This is a genomic window from Amycolatopsis acididurans (assembly GCF_012328925.1).
Lineage (GTDB): Bacteria > Actinomycetota > Actinomycetes > Mycobacteriales > Pseudonocardiaceae > Amycolatopsis_E > Amycolatopsis_E acididurans.
The window spans coordinates 63709-81480 of record NZ_JAAXLS010000028.1; the positions used below are offsets into that span (position 1 = coordinate 63709).

At 71.9% G+C, this 17772-nt stretch carries 17 protein-coding genes; 9 read left to right on the forward strand and 8 right to left on the reverse strand.

Features of this window, described 5'->3' with window-relative positions; genetic code table 11:
* The first annotated feature begins 35 nt into the window (after positions 1–35).
* Complete coding sequence (locus HFP15_RS28945; protein WP_246272119.1) at positions 36–1298, forward strand: aldehyde dehydrogenase family protein; 1263 nt, start codon at positions 36–38, stop codon at positions 1296–1298.
* Here the strand turns inward: HFP15_RS28945 and HFP15_RS28950 are convergent.
* Both HFP15_RS28950 and HFP15_RS28955 read right to left on the reverse strand, forming a co-directional pair.
* Positions 1295–2461, reverse strand: a complete 1167-nt coding sequence (locus HFP15_RS28950) for an amidohydrolase family protein (protein WP_168519929.1) — start codon at positions 2459–2461, stop codon at positions 1295–1297. The genes HFP15_RS28945 and HFP15_RS28950 overlap by 4 nt on opposite strands.
* A 15-nt stretch (positions 2462–2476) precedes the next feature.
* The gene (locus tag HFP15_RS28955; RefSeq protein WP_210718010.1) at positions 2477–3031 is read right to left on the reverse strand and encodes a Uma2 family endonuclease; all 555 of its coding nucleotides are present in this window, start codon (positions 3029–3031) and stop codon (positions 2477–2479) included.
* A 461-nt stretch (positions 3032–3492) separates the two neighbouring features.
* Between HFP15_RS28955 and HFP15_RS28960 the strand changes: the two genes are divergently transcribed.
* Both HFP15_RS28960 and HFP15_RS28965 read left to right on the forward strand, forming a co-directional pair.
* Entirely contained in the window at positions 3493–4026 is a 534-nt protein-coding gene (locus HFP15_RS28960; protein WP_168519930.1) for a MarR family winged helix-turn-helix transcriptional regulator, read from the forward strand.
* A complete protein-coding gene (locus HFP15_RS28965; RefSeq protein ID WP_168519931.1) occupies positions 4019–4864 on the forward strand; it encodes an EamA family transporter in 846 nt (281 codons plus the stop codon). The genes HFP15_RS28960 and HFP15_RS28965 overlap by 8 nt, the downstream gene beginning before the upstream one ends.
* A gap of 8 nt (positions 4865–4872) precedes the next feature.
* On the opposite strand, the gene HFP15_RS28970 is transcribed toward HFP15_RS28965, so the two are convergent.
* From HFP15_RS28970 to HFP15_RS28990, 5 genes are all read right to left on the reverse strand, one after another.
* Positions 4873–5571 carry a PP2C family protein-serine/threonine phosphatase gene (locus HFP15_RS28970; RefSeq protein WP_168519932.1) on the reverse strand — a complete coding sequence of 233 codons (699 nt, stop codon included), beginning with the start codon at positions 5569–5571 and terminating at the stop codon, positions 4873–4875.
* 92 nt (positions 5572–5663) lie between these two features.
* A complete protein-coding gene (locus tag HFP15_RS28975) occupies positions 5664–7586 on the reverse strand; it encodes an ArnT family glycosyltransferase (protein ID WP_168519933.1) in 1923 nt (640 codons plus the stop codon).
* Positions 7583–8845 (reverse strand): bifunctional glycosyltransferase family 2/GtrA family protein, encoded by a 1263-nt coding sequence (locus HFP15_RS28980; RefSeq protein WP_168519934.1) that lies wholly within the window; start codon positions 8843–8845, stop codon positions 7583–7585. Before HFP15_RS28980 ends, HFP15_RS28975 begins: the two co-directional genes overlap by 4 nt.
* A gap of 80 nt (positions 8846–8925) precedes the next feature.
* The gene (locus tag HFP15_RS28985) at positions 8926–10824 is read right to left on the reverse strand and encodes an ArnT family glycosyltransferase (protein ID WP_168519935.1); all 1899 of its coding nucleotides are present in this window, start codon (positions 10822–10824) and stop codon (positions 8926–8928) included.
* Positions 10821–12341, reverse strand: coding sequence for a sensor histidine kinase (locus tag HFP15_RS28990; protein WP_168519936.1), 1521 nt, complete (start codon positions 12339–12341; stop codon positions 10821–10823). The genes HFP15_RS28985 and HFP15_RS28990 overlap by 4 nt, the downstream gene beginning before the upstream one ends.
* Positions 12342–12502: 161 nt before the next feature.
* On the opposite strand from HFP15_RS28990, the gene HFP15_RS28995 reads away from it, so the two are divergent.
* From HFP15_RS28995 to HFP15_RS43040, 6 genes are read left to right on the forward strand one after another with little or no spacing between them, the layout of a single operon-like run.
* The gene (locus HFP15_RS28995) at positions 12503–13045 is read left to right on the forward strand and encodes a hypothetical protein (protein ID WP_168519937.1); all 543 of its coding nucleotides are present in this window, start codon (positions 12503–12505) and stop codon (positions 13043–13045) included.
* A complete protein-coding gene (locus tag HFP15_RS29000) occupies positions 13042–13284 on the forward strand; it encodes a hypothetical protein (RefSeq protein ID WP_168519938.1) in 243 nt (80 codons plus the stop codon). The genes HFP15_RS28995 and HFP15_RS29000 overlap by 4 nt, the downstream gene beginning before the upstream one ends.
* Positions 13285–13286: 2 nt before the next feature.
* Positions 13287–14189 (forward strand): FAD:protein FMN transferase, encoded by a 903-nt coding sequence (locus HFP15_RS29005; RefSeq protein WP_168519939.1) that lies wholly within the window; start codon positions 13287–13289, stop codon positions 14187–14189.
* Positions 14186–14731 carry a ferric reductase-like transmembrane domain-containing protein gene (locus HFP15_RS29010; protein ID WP_168519940.1) on the forward strand — a complete coding sequence of 182 codons (546 nt, stop codon included), beginning with the start codon at positions 14186–14188 and terminating at the stop codon, positions 14729–14731. Before HFP15_RS29005 ends, HFP15_RS29010 begins: the two co-directional genes overlap by 4 nt.
* On the forward strand, positions 14728–16014 hold the full coding sequence (locus HFP15_RS29015) for an NADH-ubiquinone oxidoreductase-F iron-sulfur binding region domain-containing protein (protein WP_168519941.1): 1287 nt from the start codon (positions 14728–14730) through the stop codon (positions 16012–16014). Before HFP15_RS29010 ends, HFP15_RS29015 begins: the two co-directional genes overlap by 4 nt.
* A complete protein-coding gene (locus HFP15_RS43040; RefSeq protein WP_246272128.1) occupies positions 15965–16111 on the forward strand; it encodes a ferredoxin in 147 nt (48 codons plus the stop codon). The genes HFP15_RS29015 and HFP15_RS43040 overlap by 50 nt, the downstream gene beginning before the upstream one ends.
* Here HFP15_RS43040 and HFP15_RS43985 read toward each other — a convergent pair.
* Positions 16071–17609 carry an FAD-binding oxidoreductase gene (locus HFP15_RS43985; RefSeq protein WP_168519942.1) on the reverse strand — a complete coding sequence of 513 codons (1539 nt, stop codon included), beginning with the start codon at positions 17607–17609 and terminating at the stop codon, positions 16071–16073. The two genes, HFP15_RS43040 and HFP15_RS43985, sit on opposite strands and share 41 nt — an antisense overlap.
* Positions 17610–17772 lie beyond the last annotated feature (163 nt).

Genomic DNA, 17772 nt, shown 5'->3' on the forward strand with positions numbered 1-17772 from the left:
GATTCACGGTACCGCTCACTGGGTACTTCTGCGCCATGACTGACGTGATCGACGACGCCAGGACAGTGTTCCCCGGCTGGGCGCGAACACCCGCCGCCGAACGCGCGGCCGCACTCCGGGCGGCCGCCTCGGCGCTGCGCGACCACGCCGGCGAGCTGGCGAAACTGAACAACAAGGAGACCGGCAAGCTCGTCGAGGAGGCCTGGGAGGGGGTGCTCGCGGGGGCGGGCACGCTGGACCAGTACGCCGAACTCGGCCCGCTGCACCGCGGCCGCACCCTGCACGGCGACTGGGCGGCCACCGACCTGATGGTGCCCGAACCGCGCGGCGTGGTGCTCGCGCTGACCCCGTGGAACGACCCGGTCGCGGTCGCGTGCGGCCTGCTCGGCGCGGCGCTGGCCACCGGCAACGCCGTGGTGCACAAGCCGAGCGAACGCTGCCCGGAAACCGGACTGCGGATGAGCGAACTCGTCGCCGCGCAACTGCCGGGCGGCGTGCTGACCTGCGTCGCCGGCGACGGCGAGGTCGGCGCGCGGCTGACCGGGCACGAGGGCGTCGACGTGATCGCGCACGTGGGCAGCAGCGCCACCGGCCGGGTGATCGCCGAAACGGCGGCGCGTACCGGGGCGAAGACGATCCTGGAGAACGGCGGCAACGATCCCCTGATCGTGGACGGCGACGTCGACCCGGAATGGGCCGCCGAGCAGGCCGCGCTCGGCTCGTTCGCCAACGCCGGCCAGATCTGCGTGTCCGTGGAGCGGATCTACGCACACCGCGACATCGCCGACCGCTTCGTGGAAGCGCTCGTCGCGCAGGCGGGCAAGCAGACCATCCCGCCGCTGGTCGACACGCGGCAGCGCGAGCAGGTGCACGCGCACGTGACCGAGGCGCGGGAGCAGGGTGCGACGGTGCGGACAGGCGGCGAGCCGGGTGAAGGCGCCTACTATCCGCCGACGGTGCTCACCGGCTGCACTCCGCAGATGCGCGTGCTGCGGGAGGAGACGTTCGGTCCGGTCGCGCCGGTCCGCGTCGTGGACGATTTCGACCAGGCGCTGCGCGAAGCGTGCGACGACCGCTACGGGCTCGCGGCGACCGTGCTCACCAATTCGATGGACCACGCCCAGCGCGCGTGGCGTGAGCTGCCGGTCGGTACCGTCAAGGTCAACGCGGTGTTCGGCGGCGCACCCGGCGGCGCGGCACAGCCGAGGGCCGCCAGCGGCGAAGGCTTCGGCTACGGGCCGGAACTGCTGGACGAGATGACCAGGACGAAGGTCGTCCACCTGCAGCCGGCGGGTTAATCAGCCACCGGGGTGCCGCGCGAGTAGACGGCGCGGATGCGGTGCAGCGCGGCGGGGTCGGTCAGCGGATCGCCGTCGACGGCGAGGAGGTCGGCGTCGTAACCGGGCGCGATCCTGCCCTTGCGATCGCCGACACCGCACACCTTCGCGGCGCCCTCGGTCGCCGTGCGCAGGGCCTCCGCCGGATCGAAGCCGAGCTCGCTGAGCTGGGGGAGGGCGTGGCGGAGCACGTCGTGTGGCTTCACGGCACCGATGCCCGCGTCGGTGCCGATCACCATCGTCGCGCCTTCCTCACGCAGCATCCGCAGGTTCGCCCTGATCAACGGCATGCGGCGCAGCACGTCGGCGGGCGGCCGCGGCCCGCCCGGCTTCGGCGCGGTGCCGACGGTGAGGCCCAGCACGACCCGGCGCCGGAGGATCTCGCCCACCAGTCCGGGGGAGGGGGTGCCGACGCCGTCCGCCGTCCAGAAGCTCACGTGTTCCAGCCCGTCGGCCCCGGCCGCGACGGCGTTCTCGATGGCGGGCACGGCGTGCGCGTGCACCGTGACCGGAAGCCCGTGCCGGTGGGCCTCCTCGACCGCCGCCCGCAGCTCGGTCACCTCGAACTGGGCTTTGTACTGGCGGGTGCCCGGGGTCAGGGTGCCGCCGCTGGCCATGATCTTGATGACCTCGGTGCCGCGTTCGGCCCGTTCGCGCACCGCCGCCCGCATTCCGGCGGCACCCGGGCGCACCGTGCCACCGAGATAGTGGCAGTGCCCGGCGGCGGTGGTGAGCGGCGGTCCCGCCGCGAGGATGGTCGGCAGTCCCCGCACGGTTTCGCGCAGCCGCAGGGCGAGGTAGCCGCGGTCGCCCAGGTCGCGCACCGTCGTGACGCCGCCACGCAGGGCGGTGCGCGCCGCGCGTTCCATTGCGGCCAGTACGTCCACATCGGACCGTTCGGCGAGCGTCGTGACCGGCGCGGCTCCGGCGTCGAAGGCGAGGTGGACGTGCGGGTCGATCAGGCCGGGCAGCAGTGTGGCGCCGGGCAGCTCGACCAGCGCGGCTCCCGGCGGCGGTGGGCCGGAAGCGACGGATTCGATACGTTCGCCGTCGATCACGACGACCGGATCGGCACGCAGGCGCGTGCCGTCGAACAGCCAGGACGCGCGCACCGCGATACGCATACCCCAGCTTAGGCCTCAGTAGTCGGAAACGAGGTCCTCCGGAACGAGCGAAACCGGGAACGGCAACTCCAGCGTGACAGTGCTGTCGTACTTCGCCTCGGCGGCGACCACGTACTCGCCGTCGGCCAGCGACAGACACAGCACGCTCGGTACGTAGGGGTCCACGATCCAGTAGTGCGGACAGCCGGCCTCGGCCAGTTTGGCGCGCTTGAGCTTGGTATCGATCAGGCGGCTGGACGGGGAGATGACCTCGACCGAAAGAACGGGCACCCCGACGAGTGCCCGTTCCGTGTAATCCGCCCGGCGTCCCACGACGACGTCGGGAATGAGCACCGTATCCTCCGCGAGCACCACATCCACGGGCGCGGGCAGTGCCTCGCAGTCGCGGGGACATTCCTTGACGACCGCGGCCAGGACGCGCGTCACGACGCGCTGATGCAGTGGACGGGGCGATGGGCTCATCAGGAGCACCCCATCCACCAGCTCATAGCGGTGGGCGTCATCGGTGATTGACTCCAGATCGCTACGCGTCAACGGCTCACGGTGTCTGAACACCGGGACAGTGCTCATGCTGCTCCCCAAACGCGTAGTCACGAACCTGGATTCGTTGTCAGCTTAAGCAGTCACCGTTTCGGTGCGCGCAGGACTCGTCGGGGAAAATGACTCCGACGGCCCAATCGTCACGCTCCGCACTCCCAGCGGCCACACTTCAGAGTCACCGTAGGTTGCCCACCGGTAACCGCGGTGCTGAATCGAGCTTTCCATTGCGCTGAACGTGTGCCGCTCCAAAACCGGCGGACAATTCAGGAAAATGTCGTTCCGCGTATTGGCCCGCGCCATCTTCCCCTGGCCACCCCGTTATCTCGCCGACGATCGGGTGCGATTCGCGCTCAAGTTGTCAATGGTAGCCAGGCCCAAATCCGGCGGCAACCGCTCCCGATTGAGGGACTTCCCGGATTGTGAGCGAAACCGGTAGCACTTGCCGTTGCGCCCGCATGTTTCACCGCGAACGGCTTGGGTATGCATGACTCATGCATGAGAAGCGAGCGTGCAACCTGCTCGGGGCCGCGGCCCTGACGATCAGTGACTTGATGCTGGCCGGCGCCGTCACGGCTGCTGGTGTCAGCGCGAGTGCGGCCGCCGCGGTCGTGGTGCTCTCCACCGAGCCCGGACTGTCGGTCACCGCGCTGGGCAGGCGCATCGGGCTGAGCCAGCCCGCGGCGACCCGCATGGTGGACACGCTGGCGGCCCATGGCTTGATCGAGCGCGACGTGACCTCGGCCCGGTCGGTCTCCGTCCGTCTGACGGCCGAAGGCGGGCGCATGGCCGGGCGGATACTGCGTTCCCGCGAGGAGCAGCTGGCCAGGATCGTGGGCGGCCTCAGCGGGTCCGAACAGCAAACGCTGGTCGCCCTGCTCGGCAAGCTCCTGGCCGGCGCTTATGCGGAACGGCCCGACGCAGCCCGGTTGTGCCGGCTGTGCGACCGCGCGTGCTGCGTCGCCGGCGGGCAGGTGTGCCCGGTCGGTCAGGCCGAACGGACGAAGGCGGCGGGCCGGTGTGGGTGAGCTGATGGCGTTGTTCGCGGCCGTGTGCTTCGGGGTCACCCATTTCGTCAACGGCCTGGCCGCGCGGCGGGCACCCGCCTTGACGGTGTCGCTGTTCGCGCAAGTGGGCGGGACCGTCGTCACCGTGCTCGCCGCGCTGGTGTGGACATCCGCGGCGGCCTCGCCGGCGGAGCTGTGCTGGGGCGCGCTGTCCGGTGCCGGAACCGGGGTCGGGGTGGCGTTCCTCTACCGCGCGATGAGCCGGGGCGCGCTCAGCGTCGTGGTGCCGATCAGTGACGTCGGGGCGGTGGCCATTCCGGTGCTGGTCGGCTTCGCGCTGCTGGGGGAGCGACCGGGAGTGATGAGCGCGGTCGGTGTCGCACTGGCGCTGCCCGCGATCTGGTTGACCTCCGCCGAGCCGGCGCCCCCGGGGCAGCACCGCACGACCCCGGCGCCGGCCCTGCGGGACGCACTGATCGCCGGCGTCGGGTTCGCCGTGCAGTTTCTGGGCATGACGCGCGTTCCGCTCGCGGCGGGGCTGTGGCCTGTGGCGGCGAGCCGTGTGGTGTCCGTGGTGGTGATCATCGCGTTGATCGCGGGCAGCCGGCCCGGACTGCGCGTGCCGGGAGGCTGGGCGATCACGACGGCCGGTGCCGGAGCGCTCGGCAGCGTCGCGATCGTGTTGTACTGGGTCGCCAGCCATCAGCAGCTGGTCGCCATCGCCACCGTGCTTTCCGCGTTGTACCCGGCGATTCCGGTCGTGCTGGCCCTGGTGGTGTTGCGGGAACGGATCGGCCGGCGGCAGGTCGCCGGATTGTGCGGCGCGGCGGGCGCCATCGCACTGCTCGCGCTCGCCTGACCCACGGATCAGGCCGCCACCGCGAACGCCTCGGTGGCCGGTTCGGAAAGCCGCGGCTCGCATTCGACCAGCAGTGCGGTCGCGTTGTCGGTGCCGCCCGCGGCCAGCGCGGCGTCCACCAGGGACCGGGCGGAGTTGCTGGGCCGCCGCAGGAGTTCGGCCATCGTCGCAGGCGGAAGGCGCTTGTGCACCCCGTCGGTGGTCAGCAGCAGGCCGGCCGGACGGCGCAGCGCGGTGAGCCCGAACCGGGTCGCGCCCGCGGTGCGCACGCTCGTGGTGACCATGTGCTCCATCTGCGGCGAGGCGTCCTGGCCGCGGTCGCGGAAGTACTGGGCGAGCGTGTGGTCGTGGGTGAGCTGCCGCAGTGAAGCACCGTCCCAGGCGTAGGCGCGGACGTCGCCGACCCAGCCGATGTGATAGCCGCCGGCGTAGGGCACCGCGACCACGAGGACACAGTCGCCCGAGGACGGATCGCCGCTGACCGCCCCCTGCGCGGCCAGCAGCGAGTCCACCGGGCCCGCCGAGGTGAGCACGGCGGCCGACACGGCGATCCGCGCCGCGCGGGCCGCGGCGGGGGAGTCGCCGATCCCGTCCGCGACGGCGAACACGGGCGGTTCACCGAAACCGCTCGCCGCGTCGGCGTTGACCGACCGAGGGCCGCGGGCGCTCGCACTGTGCCAGACGACCTGAGCGAGGGGATTGATCATGGTTCCCTCCTTTGCCTCTGCTGTCCAGTGTCGAGCGCCCGCCTGTGGTGGCCCTGTGGTCTTTGTGAAGCGAACCTGTGAGATCGGACCGCTCAGGACGTCAGCACGTACACCGTCGAACCGCCGACCGTGATCGAGCTGAAGTTCGCCTCGACCCACTGCTGGATCGCGCTCGAGGACGAATCGGTGCCGCCCGTACCGCCGCCGCCCATGCCGCCCGCGAGGTAGTACTTGACCTCACCGGCCGCGACATAGGCCTTGAACTGGGCCAACGTCGGCGAGTTGTCGGTGCCGCTCCAGCCGCCGATCGCGATCACCGCCTTGCCGCTGGCCAGTTCCAGCTCGGCCGCGGTCTGCGAACTGCCTGCCGCCGCCGCCCATTTCGTCGTGGTCTGCGACAGCAACGTGGTCAGTTCGGTGGACGATTCGCCGCCCTGCGCGCCACCGGCTGCCCGTCCGGCACCGGTCGGCGCGGAGCCGCCGGGCGCCTGGCCGCTGCCCGTCGGCGGCGTCCCGCCCATGTTGCCGCCCATCGAGGTGCTGGACGGGCCCGAAGCCGGGATCGAGCCGGTGTGCGGCCGGCTCGCGGTGGTCACCGCGTACGCCGCGCTGCCGAGGCCCAGCGTCAGCACCGCCGCCGCGAGCAGCACCGTCGCGGCGCGCCGGAACTCGTGCAGCCCCACCGCGATCCCGGTGGCCGTGAGCAGCCCCACCGCCACGAGCACGAACTTCAGCCACGGCAGGTAGTCCGGGGAACGGTCGAGCAGGATGTAGTCCCAGATCGCGGTCACCGCGACCATCGCGGCGAGCACCACCCGTGCGGAAAGGTTGGCCCGGCCCAGCCACAGCGCACGCCCCGAGACGGCGACCAGTGCGGCGATCGCCGGAGCCAGCGCGACCGAGTAGTACGGGTGCACCGTGCCGCTCATGTAGCTGAACACGATCCCGGTGACCAGCAGCCAGCCGCCCCACAGCACCAGCGCGACCCGCGTGCGGTCGGTGCGTGGCGCGCGCCGGGTGAACCACAACCCGGCACCCAGCCCGATCAGCGCAGCGGGCAGCAGCCACGAGATCTCCCCGCCCCAGGAGGAGTTGAACAGCCGCGTGATCCCGGCGCTGCCGCCGAAACCGCCGCCACCGCCCATTCCGCCACCGGCGTTGCCGTCGCCGCCGAAGATGCGGCCGAGACCGTTGTAGCCCAGTGCGAGTTCGAGCAGGCTGTCGTTCGCCGAGCCGCCGATGTAGGGCCGCGAGGACGCGGGCCAGATCTCCACCAGCGCGACGAACCAGCCCGCGGACACGAGCACCGCGACCGTCGCGGCGGCCAGGTGCAGCAAACGCTTGCCCAGCGAGGTGTTCGCGGCGATGAGGTAGGCCAGCGCGAACGCGGGCAGCACCAGGAACGCCTGCAGCATCTTGGTCAGGAAGCCGAACCCGATCGCGACCCCGGCGAACACAAGCCATTTCGGACCGGCCTTCTCGATCGCGCGGACCGTGCAGCAGGCGCCGGTCACGAGCAGCAGCACGAGCAGCGCGTCGGGGTTGTCGAACCGGAACATCAGCGCCGCCACCGGGGTCAGCGCCAGCGTCGCTCCGGCGAACAGTCCGGCCACCGGACCGGAGGTGCGCTTGACGGTGGCGTAGAGCGTGCCGACCGACGCGACACCCATGACCGCCTGCGGGGCGAGCACCGCGAAGCTGGAGAACCCGAAGACGCGCGCGAAGCCCACCGCCACCCACATCGCGGCGGGCGGCTTGTCCACGGTGATCGAGTTACCGGAGTCCAGCGAGCCGAACAGCCACGCCTTCCAGTTCTGCGTGCCCGCCTGCACGGCGGCGGCGTAGAAGCTGTTGCCGTAGCCGGACGCGGTCAGGTTCCAGAAGTACAGCACGGCCGTCCCGGCGAGCAGGAGCAGCACGGCCGGTGTGATCCACTTCGGACTTCCGGACCGGCCGGGCCCGCTCGCCCGGTGCCGCGGTTCTGCCCGCGGTGGCCCGGTGAGAACGCTGGTCATGACGATTGCCCCTGCACTGGGTCGCCCTGGCGCCGCGGGTGGAACACCCAGCCACGCAGGAGGACGAAACGGAGGATGGTGGTGGCCAGGTTGGCCGGCACGAGCACGGTGACTTCGAGCGCGACGCTGGTGGCCGGGATCAGCGCGAGCGAACCGCTGGTGAGCACGAGCCCGAGGCCGAACACGATCAGCCCCTCGAACTGGTGCCGTGCGACGCGGGAGCAACCGCGGATGCCGAACGTGACGCGCCGGTTGACCGCGGTGTTGCCCACCGCGGTGATCGCGAGCGCGAGGAAGTTCGCGGCCTGTGCGCCCATGCCCAGCCGCAGCACCAGGAACAGCAGCAGGTAGGCCAGCGTGCTGCCGGCGCCGACGGCGGCGAAGCGGACCAGCTGGGTCGCCAGCTTCGGGGGCACGCCGGGCGTCGAGACGCCGATCGGTTCCCGCCCCAGCTGGGCGCGCAGTTCGCTGATGGGCAGCGATCCCGTGGCGAACGCCCTGATCATCCGCGCCACGCCCTTGAGGTCGGCGGTCGCGGTCGCGACGATGTTGACCGAGGAGTCCGGATCGTCGATCCAGTCCACCGGCACCTCGTGCGTGCGCAGTCCCGCGCGCTGCGCCAGCACGAGCAGTTCGGTGTCGAAGAACCAGCCGGTGTCCTCGACCAGCGGCAGCAGCTGCCTGGCCACGTCGGCGCGGATGGCTTTGAACCCGCACTGCGCGTCGGAGAACCGTGCGGCGAGCGTGCCGCGCAGGATCAGGTTGTAGCACCGCGAAATCAACTCCCGCTTCGGCCCGCGCACCACCCGCGCGCCCTTCGCCAGCCGGGACCCGATCGCCAGATCCGAATGCCCGGACAGCAACGGCGCGACGAGCGGGGCGAGCGCGGCGAGATCGGTGGAGAGGTCGACGTCCATGTACGCGACCACCGGAGCGTCCGAAGTGGACCAGACCGCTTTCAGTGCGCGGCCACGGCCTTTCTCGTCGAGATGATGGACCTCGACCTCGTCGAACTCGCGGGCGAGCCGCTCGGCGACTTCGAGTGTGGTGTCGGTGCTGGCGTTGTCCGCCACCGTGATCCGGAAGCGGTAGGGCAGCGTGGCGGACATGTGCGCGTGCAGGCGCCGGATGCACGGTTCGAGGTCGGTTTCCTCGTTGTAGACCGGAATGACGACGTCGAGCACGGGCCGGCCGGCCCTGGTGTCGATCGGGGTCGTCCCGGCCCGTGGCGCGGACTGAACAGGCATGGCAACGGTCATGAGTCCACAGTGGGCGCTCGCCCTGGGGTGGCCTTGTGCCTTCGCTGTGCCCGCTCTGTGAAAGGGGAACCGGGGCTGGATCAGGACGTCAGGTCGTAGACCGTGGCGCCGCCGACGGTGGTGGCGGTGAAGGTGGCCGCGACCCAGTCGGCGATCTCCTGCGCGTCGTCACTGCCCGAGGAGGACCGCATCTGCGAACCGGTGCCGATGAAGTAGTGGATCTTTCCCTGCTTGACGTAGTCCTGGAACTGCGCGAGCGTCGGCGCGGGATCGGTGCCGTTGAACCCGCCGACGGCCATCACGGGCACGTCCGCCGCCAGCTGATAGCTCGCCGCCGGGTTGGAGCCCACGGTCGCCGCTGCCCAGGTGTAGCCCGCGCTTGTCGTGCGCAGCAAGGAAGTCAGGGCCTCGCTCGGCGTGCTCGTGGTGAGCAGGCTGCCGATGCCACCACCCCGGCCACCGCCGCCGGGGAAGCCACCCTGGCCGCCGCCGGGAGCACCCCCCGGCATGCCGCCGCCGAAACCACCGAACGCGCTTCCGCTCGGTCCCGCGGCCGGGATCGCCCCCGTGTGCTCGGTCGCGGCCGTCGCGGCCGTGTAGGCGCCCGATCCGGCGAGCGAGGCCACCAGCGCCACCGTCGCGACCCCGCGTGCGGCGGTCACCGGCAGCCGGTCCGCGACGAGGATCAACGCGGCTCCGGCGAGTCCGATCAGCAGCACCGTGTACTTCAGCCACGGCTGCCAGTCGCCCAGCACCAGATACGCGGTCAGCGCGGTCAGCGCGATACCGCTGGAGAGCAGCCCGGCCGCGATCGGATGGGACCGCAGCCGCCACAGCCGGGTCGCGCCCATGCCGGCCAGCGCGGCGACCGCCGGGGCCAGCGCCACGGTGTAGTAGGGGTGGATGATGCCGCTCATGAAGCTGAACACGCCACCGGTGATGATCAGCCAGCCGCCCCATGCGATCGCGGACGCGCGCGTGGCGTCGGTCCGCGGTGCACGCCAGGTCAGCCAGATCAGCGCGCACAACGCCAGCGCCGCCGCGGGCAGCAGCCACGCGATCCCGCCTGCCATCTCGCTGCCGAACAGCCGCGCCCAGCTGCCGCTGCTCTGCGCACCGCCGAGGCTGCCCACCTCGTCACCGGTGATACGGCCGAAACCGTTGTAGCCCAAGGTGAGTTCCAGGATGCTGTTGCTCTGCGAGCCGCCGATGAACGGCCGCGACGACGCGGGCCACAGCTCGACCACCGCGATGTACCAGCCCGCCGAGACGATCACCGCGCCGAGCGCGGCCAGCGAGTGCTGGAAGCGCTTTCCCAGCGAGGTGGGCGCTGCGATCAGGTAGGCCAGCGCGAAACCGGGCAGCACGAGGAACGCCTGCAGCATCTTGGCCAGGAAGCCGAAGCCGATCGCGACCCCGGCGAGCATCAGCCACTTCGGGCTCGCCTTTTCGATCGCGCGGACCGTGCCGTAGGCCGCGACGACGAGCAGCAGCACCAGCAGCGCGTCGGGGTTGTTGAACCGGAACATCAACGCCGCCACCGGCGTCAGCGCGAGCACCGCGCCGGCGAGCAGCCCGGCGCCCGGCCCGCTCACCCGCCGCACCGTCGCGTACAGCACGCCCACCGAGCCGACGCCCATCAGCGCCTGCGGCACCAGCACGCTCCACGAGCTGAGCCCGAACAGCCGGACCGACAGCCCCATCACCCACAACGCGGCGGGCGGTTTGTCGACCGTGATCGCGTTCGACGGGTCGCTGGAGCCGAAGAACCAGGCCTTCCAGCTCTCACCACCGGCCTGCGCGGCGGCCGAGTAGAACGCGTTGGCCCAGCCGGACGCGCCCAGGCCCCAGATGTAGAGCACCGCGGTCGCGAACAGCAGCCCGAGCACCGCGGGCCGCACCCATCTGGGCTCGCCGGTGCGGCGGCGGGAGGCGGCTGACGGGCTGTTCGAGGCCGATCGGTCGGCTAGGACGGTCATGCCTTCACTGTGTCGGCGCGAGCTTGGCCATGCTTGTGCCGACCCTGTGAGAACCCTGTGCGCGGCAGCCGGACCTCGAATTCGGTGCGGCCGGGCCGCGAGTGCACGCCGATCTTGCCGTGGTGCGCGGCGACCACGGCCGCCGCGATCGCCATCCCCAGCCCGGTGCTGCCGGCGGCGCGGGAGCGGGAGGAGTCGCCCCGGGCGAACCGCTCGAAGACGTTCGGCAGCAGCTCGGGTGCGATACCCGGCCCGTTGTCGGTGACGGTGAGCACCGCGCTCCCGTCGGCCGACACGGCAAGGCGGGTCGTCACGGTCGTGCCGGGTGGAGTGTGCGTGCGGCCGTTGGCGAGCAGGTTCGCCAGCACCTGGTGCAGCCGCTGCGCGTCGCCCCGCACGAGGACACCTTCGTCGGGAAGTTCCAGCTGCCACCGGTGATCGGGGCCGGCGATGTGCGCGTCGCCCACCGCGTCGGCGACCAGCCGGGTGAGGTCCACCTCGGTCTCCTCCAGAGGCCGCCCGGCGTCCAGGCGCGCGAGCAGCAGCAGATCGTCGACGAGCGTGGTCATCCGGGAGGCCTCGGACTCGACCCGGTTCATCGCGTGCGCGATGTCCGGCGGCACCCGGCCGTGCGAACGGCGCGTCAGCTCGGCGTATCCGCGGATCGCGGCCAGCGGCGTGCGCAGTTCGTGGCTGGCGTCGGCGACGAACTGCCGCACCCGTGTCTCGCTGGCCTGCCTGGCGTCCAGCGCGTTGTCGATGTGCCCGAGCATCTGGTTGAGCGCGTACCCGACCTGCCCGACCTCGGTGCTCGGATCGGTGTCGGTCACCGGAACCCGCACCGACAGCGCCACGTCCCCGCGATCCAGCGGCAGTTCGGTGACCTTGGAGGCGGCCGCCGCGACCCGGTCGAGCGGGCGCAGCGTGCGGCGCACCACGAACGCGCCGACGATCCCGGCGCCGAGCACCGCGATGGCGGCGACGGCGACGAGGATCAGCCCGACGGTGAACAACGTGTCCTGCGCCTGGCCCAGCGGCAGCCCGAACACCTCGGTACCGGTGGGCGTGGCGATCGCGATGACCCGGTAGTCGCCGCCGGAGAGCGAGATGGTCTGCACGACCCCGTTGCCCGCGACCCTGCTCAGCACCTGCTCGTCGCCCCCACCAAGGGGAACGGGGTGCGCCTCGTGCGAATCCCCTTCGGTGGCCAGCATTTCGGCGTGCGTGCCGGTGCTGGAGATCCACGCGTGCACGGTGCCGGTCACCGTGCCGGAGATGGTCAGTGCCTGGCCCGGATCGGGGCCGTGGTGGTCGTCGGTCATCTGCGCCCGCGCGATGGTGTCGTGCAGCTGGCTGTCCACCTGACGGGTCAGGAACGCGCCCAGCGCGAGCTCGCTGATCACGCCGATCAGCACGCACACGACGGTGAGCAATGCGACCAGCGAGGCGATGAGCTTCGTCCGCAGCGGCCGCACGCGCCGCCGCGTCCGGCCGGAGGCAGACTTCCGCACGTTCATGACACGACGATCGCTCCGGTACGTGTGGGGTCGTTGTGTGTTTCCTGTGTAGTCGCTGTGTGAAACAGGGCCACAGCATTAGCCCAACGCGTCCACAGCGATGTCACAGACACCGGTCGCACCGTGGTTCTCACGCAAGTCGCAGACACGAGAGGACCGACATGACGACCGAGCAGCTCCCTCCGTCCACTTCGGACGCCGGAGAGCACCAGTGGGGTGCGCCGCAGAACAGGCCGCCGCAACGCTGGTCCACCAGGAAGACCGTGGTGTCCGCCGCGGTGGCGGTCGCCGTGGTGGCCGCCGGCGGCGCCGCCATCTACGCCGCTTCGGGTTCGACCGGCTCCTCCTCCGGTACGCAGGGCGGCCCCGGCGGCCAGATGATGCAGGGCGGGCCCCGTGGCGGGCAGTTCGGGCTGGCCGGCTCGCTGCACGGCGAGTACGTCGTCTCCGACGGAAACGGCGGCTACACCACCGAACTCACCCAGACCGGCACCGTGACCGAGCTGAGCGCGACCGAACTGACCGCGCGCAGCGCGGACGGGTACACCAAGACCTACACGATCGGCAGCGCCGGCGTCTCCGGCATCGCCAACGGCGACACCGTGACGGTCACCGCGACCGCCTCGGGCAACACCGCGACGCTGGAACGCGTCAGCGAAGCCACCTCGGCCCAGCGCAACAACCAGAATCAGGGACAGTCGTGAACATCAGGGAAAAAGGCCTGCGCCGGGTCGCGATCGTGACCACCGGCGTCGCCGTGGCGGGGATCGCCGGGACGACGCTGGTCGCCTGCACGGTCAACGGCACGTCGAGCCAGGGCACCAGTAGCAGCACCAGCACCCAGCAGTCCACAACGGACAGTCAGAGTCAGTCCAACTCCGGCGTCGCCGTCCAGCCCGACAACAGCGGGATCGCGGCACACGGGCAATCGAGGGGTTCGTGACCATGAGCACGACACTGCTCACCGGCGACACCGTCACGCAGTGGCCGGTATGGAGCACCACGGCGCGGGTCGTGGTCACCGATCCCGGCGCGCTGACCGACGCGCGGGCGCTGGTGGAAGAGGAACTGGCGGCCGTGGACAAGGCGTGCAGCCGGTTCCGGCCCGACTCCGAACTCGCGCTCGCCGAGCAGGCGGGCACCGAGGTCGAGGTGAGCGAACTGCTGGCCGGGCTGATCGCCGCGGCACTGCGCGCGGCCGAGCAGACGGGCGGCGACGTCGATCCCACCCTCGGCAACGCACTGGCGGCGCTGGGTTACGACCGTGACCTGCCGCTGGTCCCGCTGGACGGGCCCGCCGTGCCGGTCCAGGTACGGCCGGCGCCCGGCTGGCGCCGGATCCGGCTCGACGGGCGGAAACTGACGGTGCCCGGCGGCATCCGGGTCGACCTCGGCGCGACCGCGAAGGCGTGGACGGCCGACCGCTGCGCCCGGCTCGTCGCGGGCGCACTGGACACCGGCGTCATGGTGGAACTGGGCGGCGATCTCGCGACCGCGGGCGCGGGCCCGGCCGGGGGCTGGCGGGTGCGCGTGCAGGACCGGCCCGGCGATCCGGCGTGCCAGGTGCGGATCCCCTCGGGGGCGGCGATGGCCACCTCCAGCACGAGCAGCCGGAGCTGGCGGCGCGGCGACCGGGTCCTGCACCACGTGCTCGACCCGCGGACGTGCCAGCCGGCACCACGCGTGTGGCGCAGCGCCACCGTGGTCGCCGACCGGTGCGTCGATGCCAACGCGTTCTCCACCGCCGCACTCGTGCGGGGCCACGGCGCGCCGGGCAGCCTCACCGCCGCGGCGCGGCTGGTCGCGGTCGACGGCACGGTGCTGACACTGAACGGGTGGCCGTCATGACCGCGACCGCGTTGTGGGACTACGGGCGGGGCACCGGCGTCGTGGCGCTGGTCCTGCTCACCGTCTCGGTGTTCCTCGGTATCGCGACCCGGTCGGGAAAACCCGCGCCGTGGCTGCCGCGGTTCGCCGTGGCCGCGGTGCACCGCAACGTCAGCCTCGTCGCCACGGTGTTCCTCGGGCTGCACGTGGGGCTGTTGCTGTTCGATCCGTACGCGCAACTGCGCCTGTTCGACATCGTGTTCCCGTTCGTCGGCAACTACCGGCCGTTCTGGCAGGGGCTCGGCACGGTCGCGCTGGACCTGCTGATCGCGCTCGTCGCGACCAGCCTCGTCCGGCACCGCATCGGCGAGCGCACGTGGCGCGCGGTGCACTGGGCCGCCTACGCGTTGTGGCCGACGGCGCTGGTGCACGCGCTCGGCAACGGCACCGACAGCGGCGCGGCGTGGTTCCTCTCGCTCGCCGTGATCTGCGTGGCCGCGGTACTCGGCGCGCTCGGCTGGCGCGTGGCCACGGTTCCTTCTCGACAGAAAGCACACGTATGAAGACCGGATTGCTCGACGCGACCGCGCCGGATCTGACCACCCACCACCGTGTGTCCGGCCCCATCCCGTGGCGCCGCGAGGCCGGCACCCTGATCCGCGACCTCGAAGCAGCCGGGCTCACCGGCCGAGGCGGCGCCGGATTCCCGGTGGCGCGCAAGCTCGCGACCGTCGCCGCGGGCCGCGACGCCGTCGTCATCGGCAACGGCGCGGAGGGCGAGCCCGCGAGCCGCAAGGACCACACGCTGCTGGTGCGCGCACCGCATCTCGTGCTCGACGGGCTGCAGCTCGCGGCCGAGGCGGTCCGCGCCTCCGAGGCCTATCTCTACGTCCCGGCGGGTAAGGCCTCCGACGCGGTGCGCGCGGCACTGGCCGAGCGCGCGGGCTGGGACGCGATCGCGGTGCGCGTCGTGCACGCACCGGAAGCGTTCGTCAGCGGCCAGGAATCGGCCGTCGTGTCGGCGATCGAGGGTCGTCCCGCCCGCCCCGCCGACCGGCTCGCGCTCACCGCGCACTCCGGGGTGCGCGGGCGGCCGACGCTCGTGCAGAACGTCGAGACGCTCGCGCACATCGCCCAGATCGCGCGCTACGGCGCGGACTGGTTCCGGCGGCGGGGCACGGCGGCCGAACCGGGCACGTTCCTGGCCACCGTCAGCGGCGCCGTCACACGGCCGGGCGTGCGCGAGTTCGAAGTCGGGGTGCCGCTGCGGGAGGTGCTCGGCGAAACCGGCGACCTGCGCGCGGTGCTCATCGGCGGCTACCACGGCACCTGGGTCCCGGCGGCAGGCCTTCGAACTCCGATGTCGCGTGAGGGACTGCGGCCGATCGGCGGGTCGCCGGGCGCGGGCGTGGTGATCGCGCTCGGCGCCGGGGAATGCGGGCTCGCCGCGGCCACCAAGGTGGTCGGCTATCTCGCGGAGCAGAGCGCCCGGCAGTGCGGGCCGTGCCTGCGCGGGCTGCCCGCCATCGCACAGACGATGACCGCACTGGCCGACGGCGGCGGCCCCGACCTGGCCGCACGGGTGGCCTGGCTGGCCGACCTGGTCGAGGGGCGGGGCGCGTGCCACCACCCCGACGGCACCGCGCGCTTCGTGCGCAGCACGTTGTCGGTGTTCGGCGACGAAATCGCTTGGCACCTGCGTGGCGGATGCGCCGCGCGGATGAGGAAGGAAAACGAAGGTGCGACTGCATATCGACTGGACCGCGTGCGAGGGCCGAGGCCTGTGCGCCGAACTGCTGCCGGAGACCCTCGACGCCGACCCGTGGGGCTACCCGATGGCGCGTGACCGCTCGCGCGAACCGGAGGTGCCCGCCGAGCTGGCGGGATACGCCAGGGAAGCGGTCAGGCTATGCCCGAGGCTGGCGCTCCGGCTGCGTGAGTGAACTCCTCGCGGTGCACGGCCCCGGCGGGCACGCCGTGCTCGCCGAGCGCGGTCAGCAGTGGTTCGGCCAGTTCGGCGGGCGCGGAGACCAGCCACTGGTCGACCTTGGCCGGATGCAGCCGTGACTCGAGCAGCGTCCGCAACCGCCGCCCGTCGAGCCCGCCCGCCCGGTAGCGCTCGTAGGAGATCGCCAGCGCCGTGCCGATGCTGTCGAACGGCCGTGCGGGCCGCGGCGGGCGCAGATCGGGATCGCGTTCGTCGGTGCGGAAGTGCTGGATGCGCAGCCTGCCCTCGAACTGCCTGGTCAGATCCGTCAGCTCGGTGGCGAACAGGGTGTCCGCGCCGCTGCGGTTGATGTAGAGCAGCGTCGCCCGGCAGCGCGGCGCGGTCGCGAGCGCGTGCTCCAGCAGCGGCAGGACCGGGGCGATGCCGATCCCGGCCACGATCGCGACGTACTGCTTGGCCTCGCGAGGACCGGGATCCAGCACGCGCGCTCCCGCCCGCGGCAGCACCTCGATTTTCTCGCCCACCATGAGCCGGGTCGCCGCATAGGTGGAGAACCGGCCGCCCGGCACCTGCTTGACCGCGATCCGCAGCGCGTCGGCCGAGCAGATCGCGTACGTCCGCTCCAGCACCTCGCCGTTCACGGCCGCCCGGACCACGACGTACTGGCCCGGGGCGAAGGCGTACTCCGGCCGCAGCCGCTCGGGCACCGCGAAATCGATCGCGACGGTGCCCAGTGCCAGCGGCCGCACCGCGGACACCGTCAGCTCGTGGAACCGCGCGGGCCGCTCCCGCACCACGGCCATCCGCCCGGCCGGGGCCTGCCCGGCATGCCAGGCCTGCAGATAACGGTGGAACGGCACGCTGGGATAACGGGCGTGCACGCGGTGATAGGTGCGCGCGCCTGGTCGCTGCTTGCGCGGGAACCAGTCGAACCACCACGAGGCGATCGCGATCGCGATCCGCTGCGGCAGCAGGTAGACGACCACCAGCTGCCAGCCGTAACCCGCGCCGGCCAGCGCGGCGAGCGAACCGGGCACCACGGCCAGCATGGCCAGCGCCTCCGCGGCCTCCAGCTGGGGCCGCGCGGCGCCGCGCCGCAGGTAGTCGCAGAGGTACCAGATGTCGGCCAGCGCCCACCGCAGCGGCAGCTGCCAGCGCGGCCCGCGGACGTTCCACGAGGTCAGATGCGCCTCGGCGTCGTTGCGGTGCCGGTCGAGGTGCAGGAACCGGGCCGAGGGGAACGCGCCGACGAACGACACGAACGGCATCGCGATCCGGCCGAGCAGATCGTTGACCCAGGTGATCCGGCCGGCCGCGTGGTGCACCGACTCGTGCACGACGACGAACAGCCCGTACACGGCGGCGACGTGCATCGGGATCGTCAGCACGGGGGAGACGAGGCCGGCCAGTGCCAGCCACGTCGCGACGCCGCCCAGCGTGAGCGAACCGCCGAAAACGAGCAGGGTGGGGGCCACCACCGCGGGAACGCGCACCCGGGGGCCTCCTACGGATGGGGGACCGGCTTCGCAAGGAAGGTAGAGGCAGGCCGGCGCGGATGTAAACTCCGCGTTCGTCACACGACGGCCTCAAGCAGGCCCGGACCAGTGCTGTCAAGGCCCTGGCCTAGACTCGGACTTCGGGCACGAGCGTGCCCGA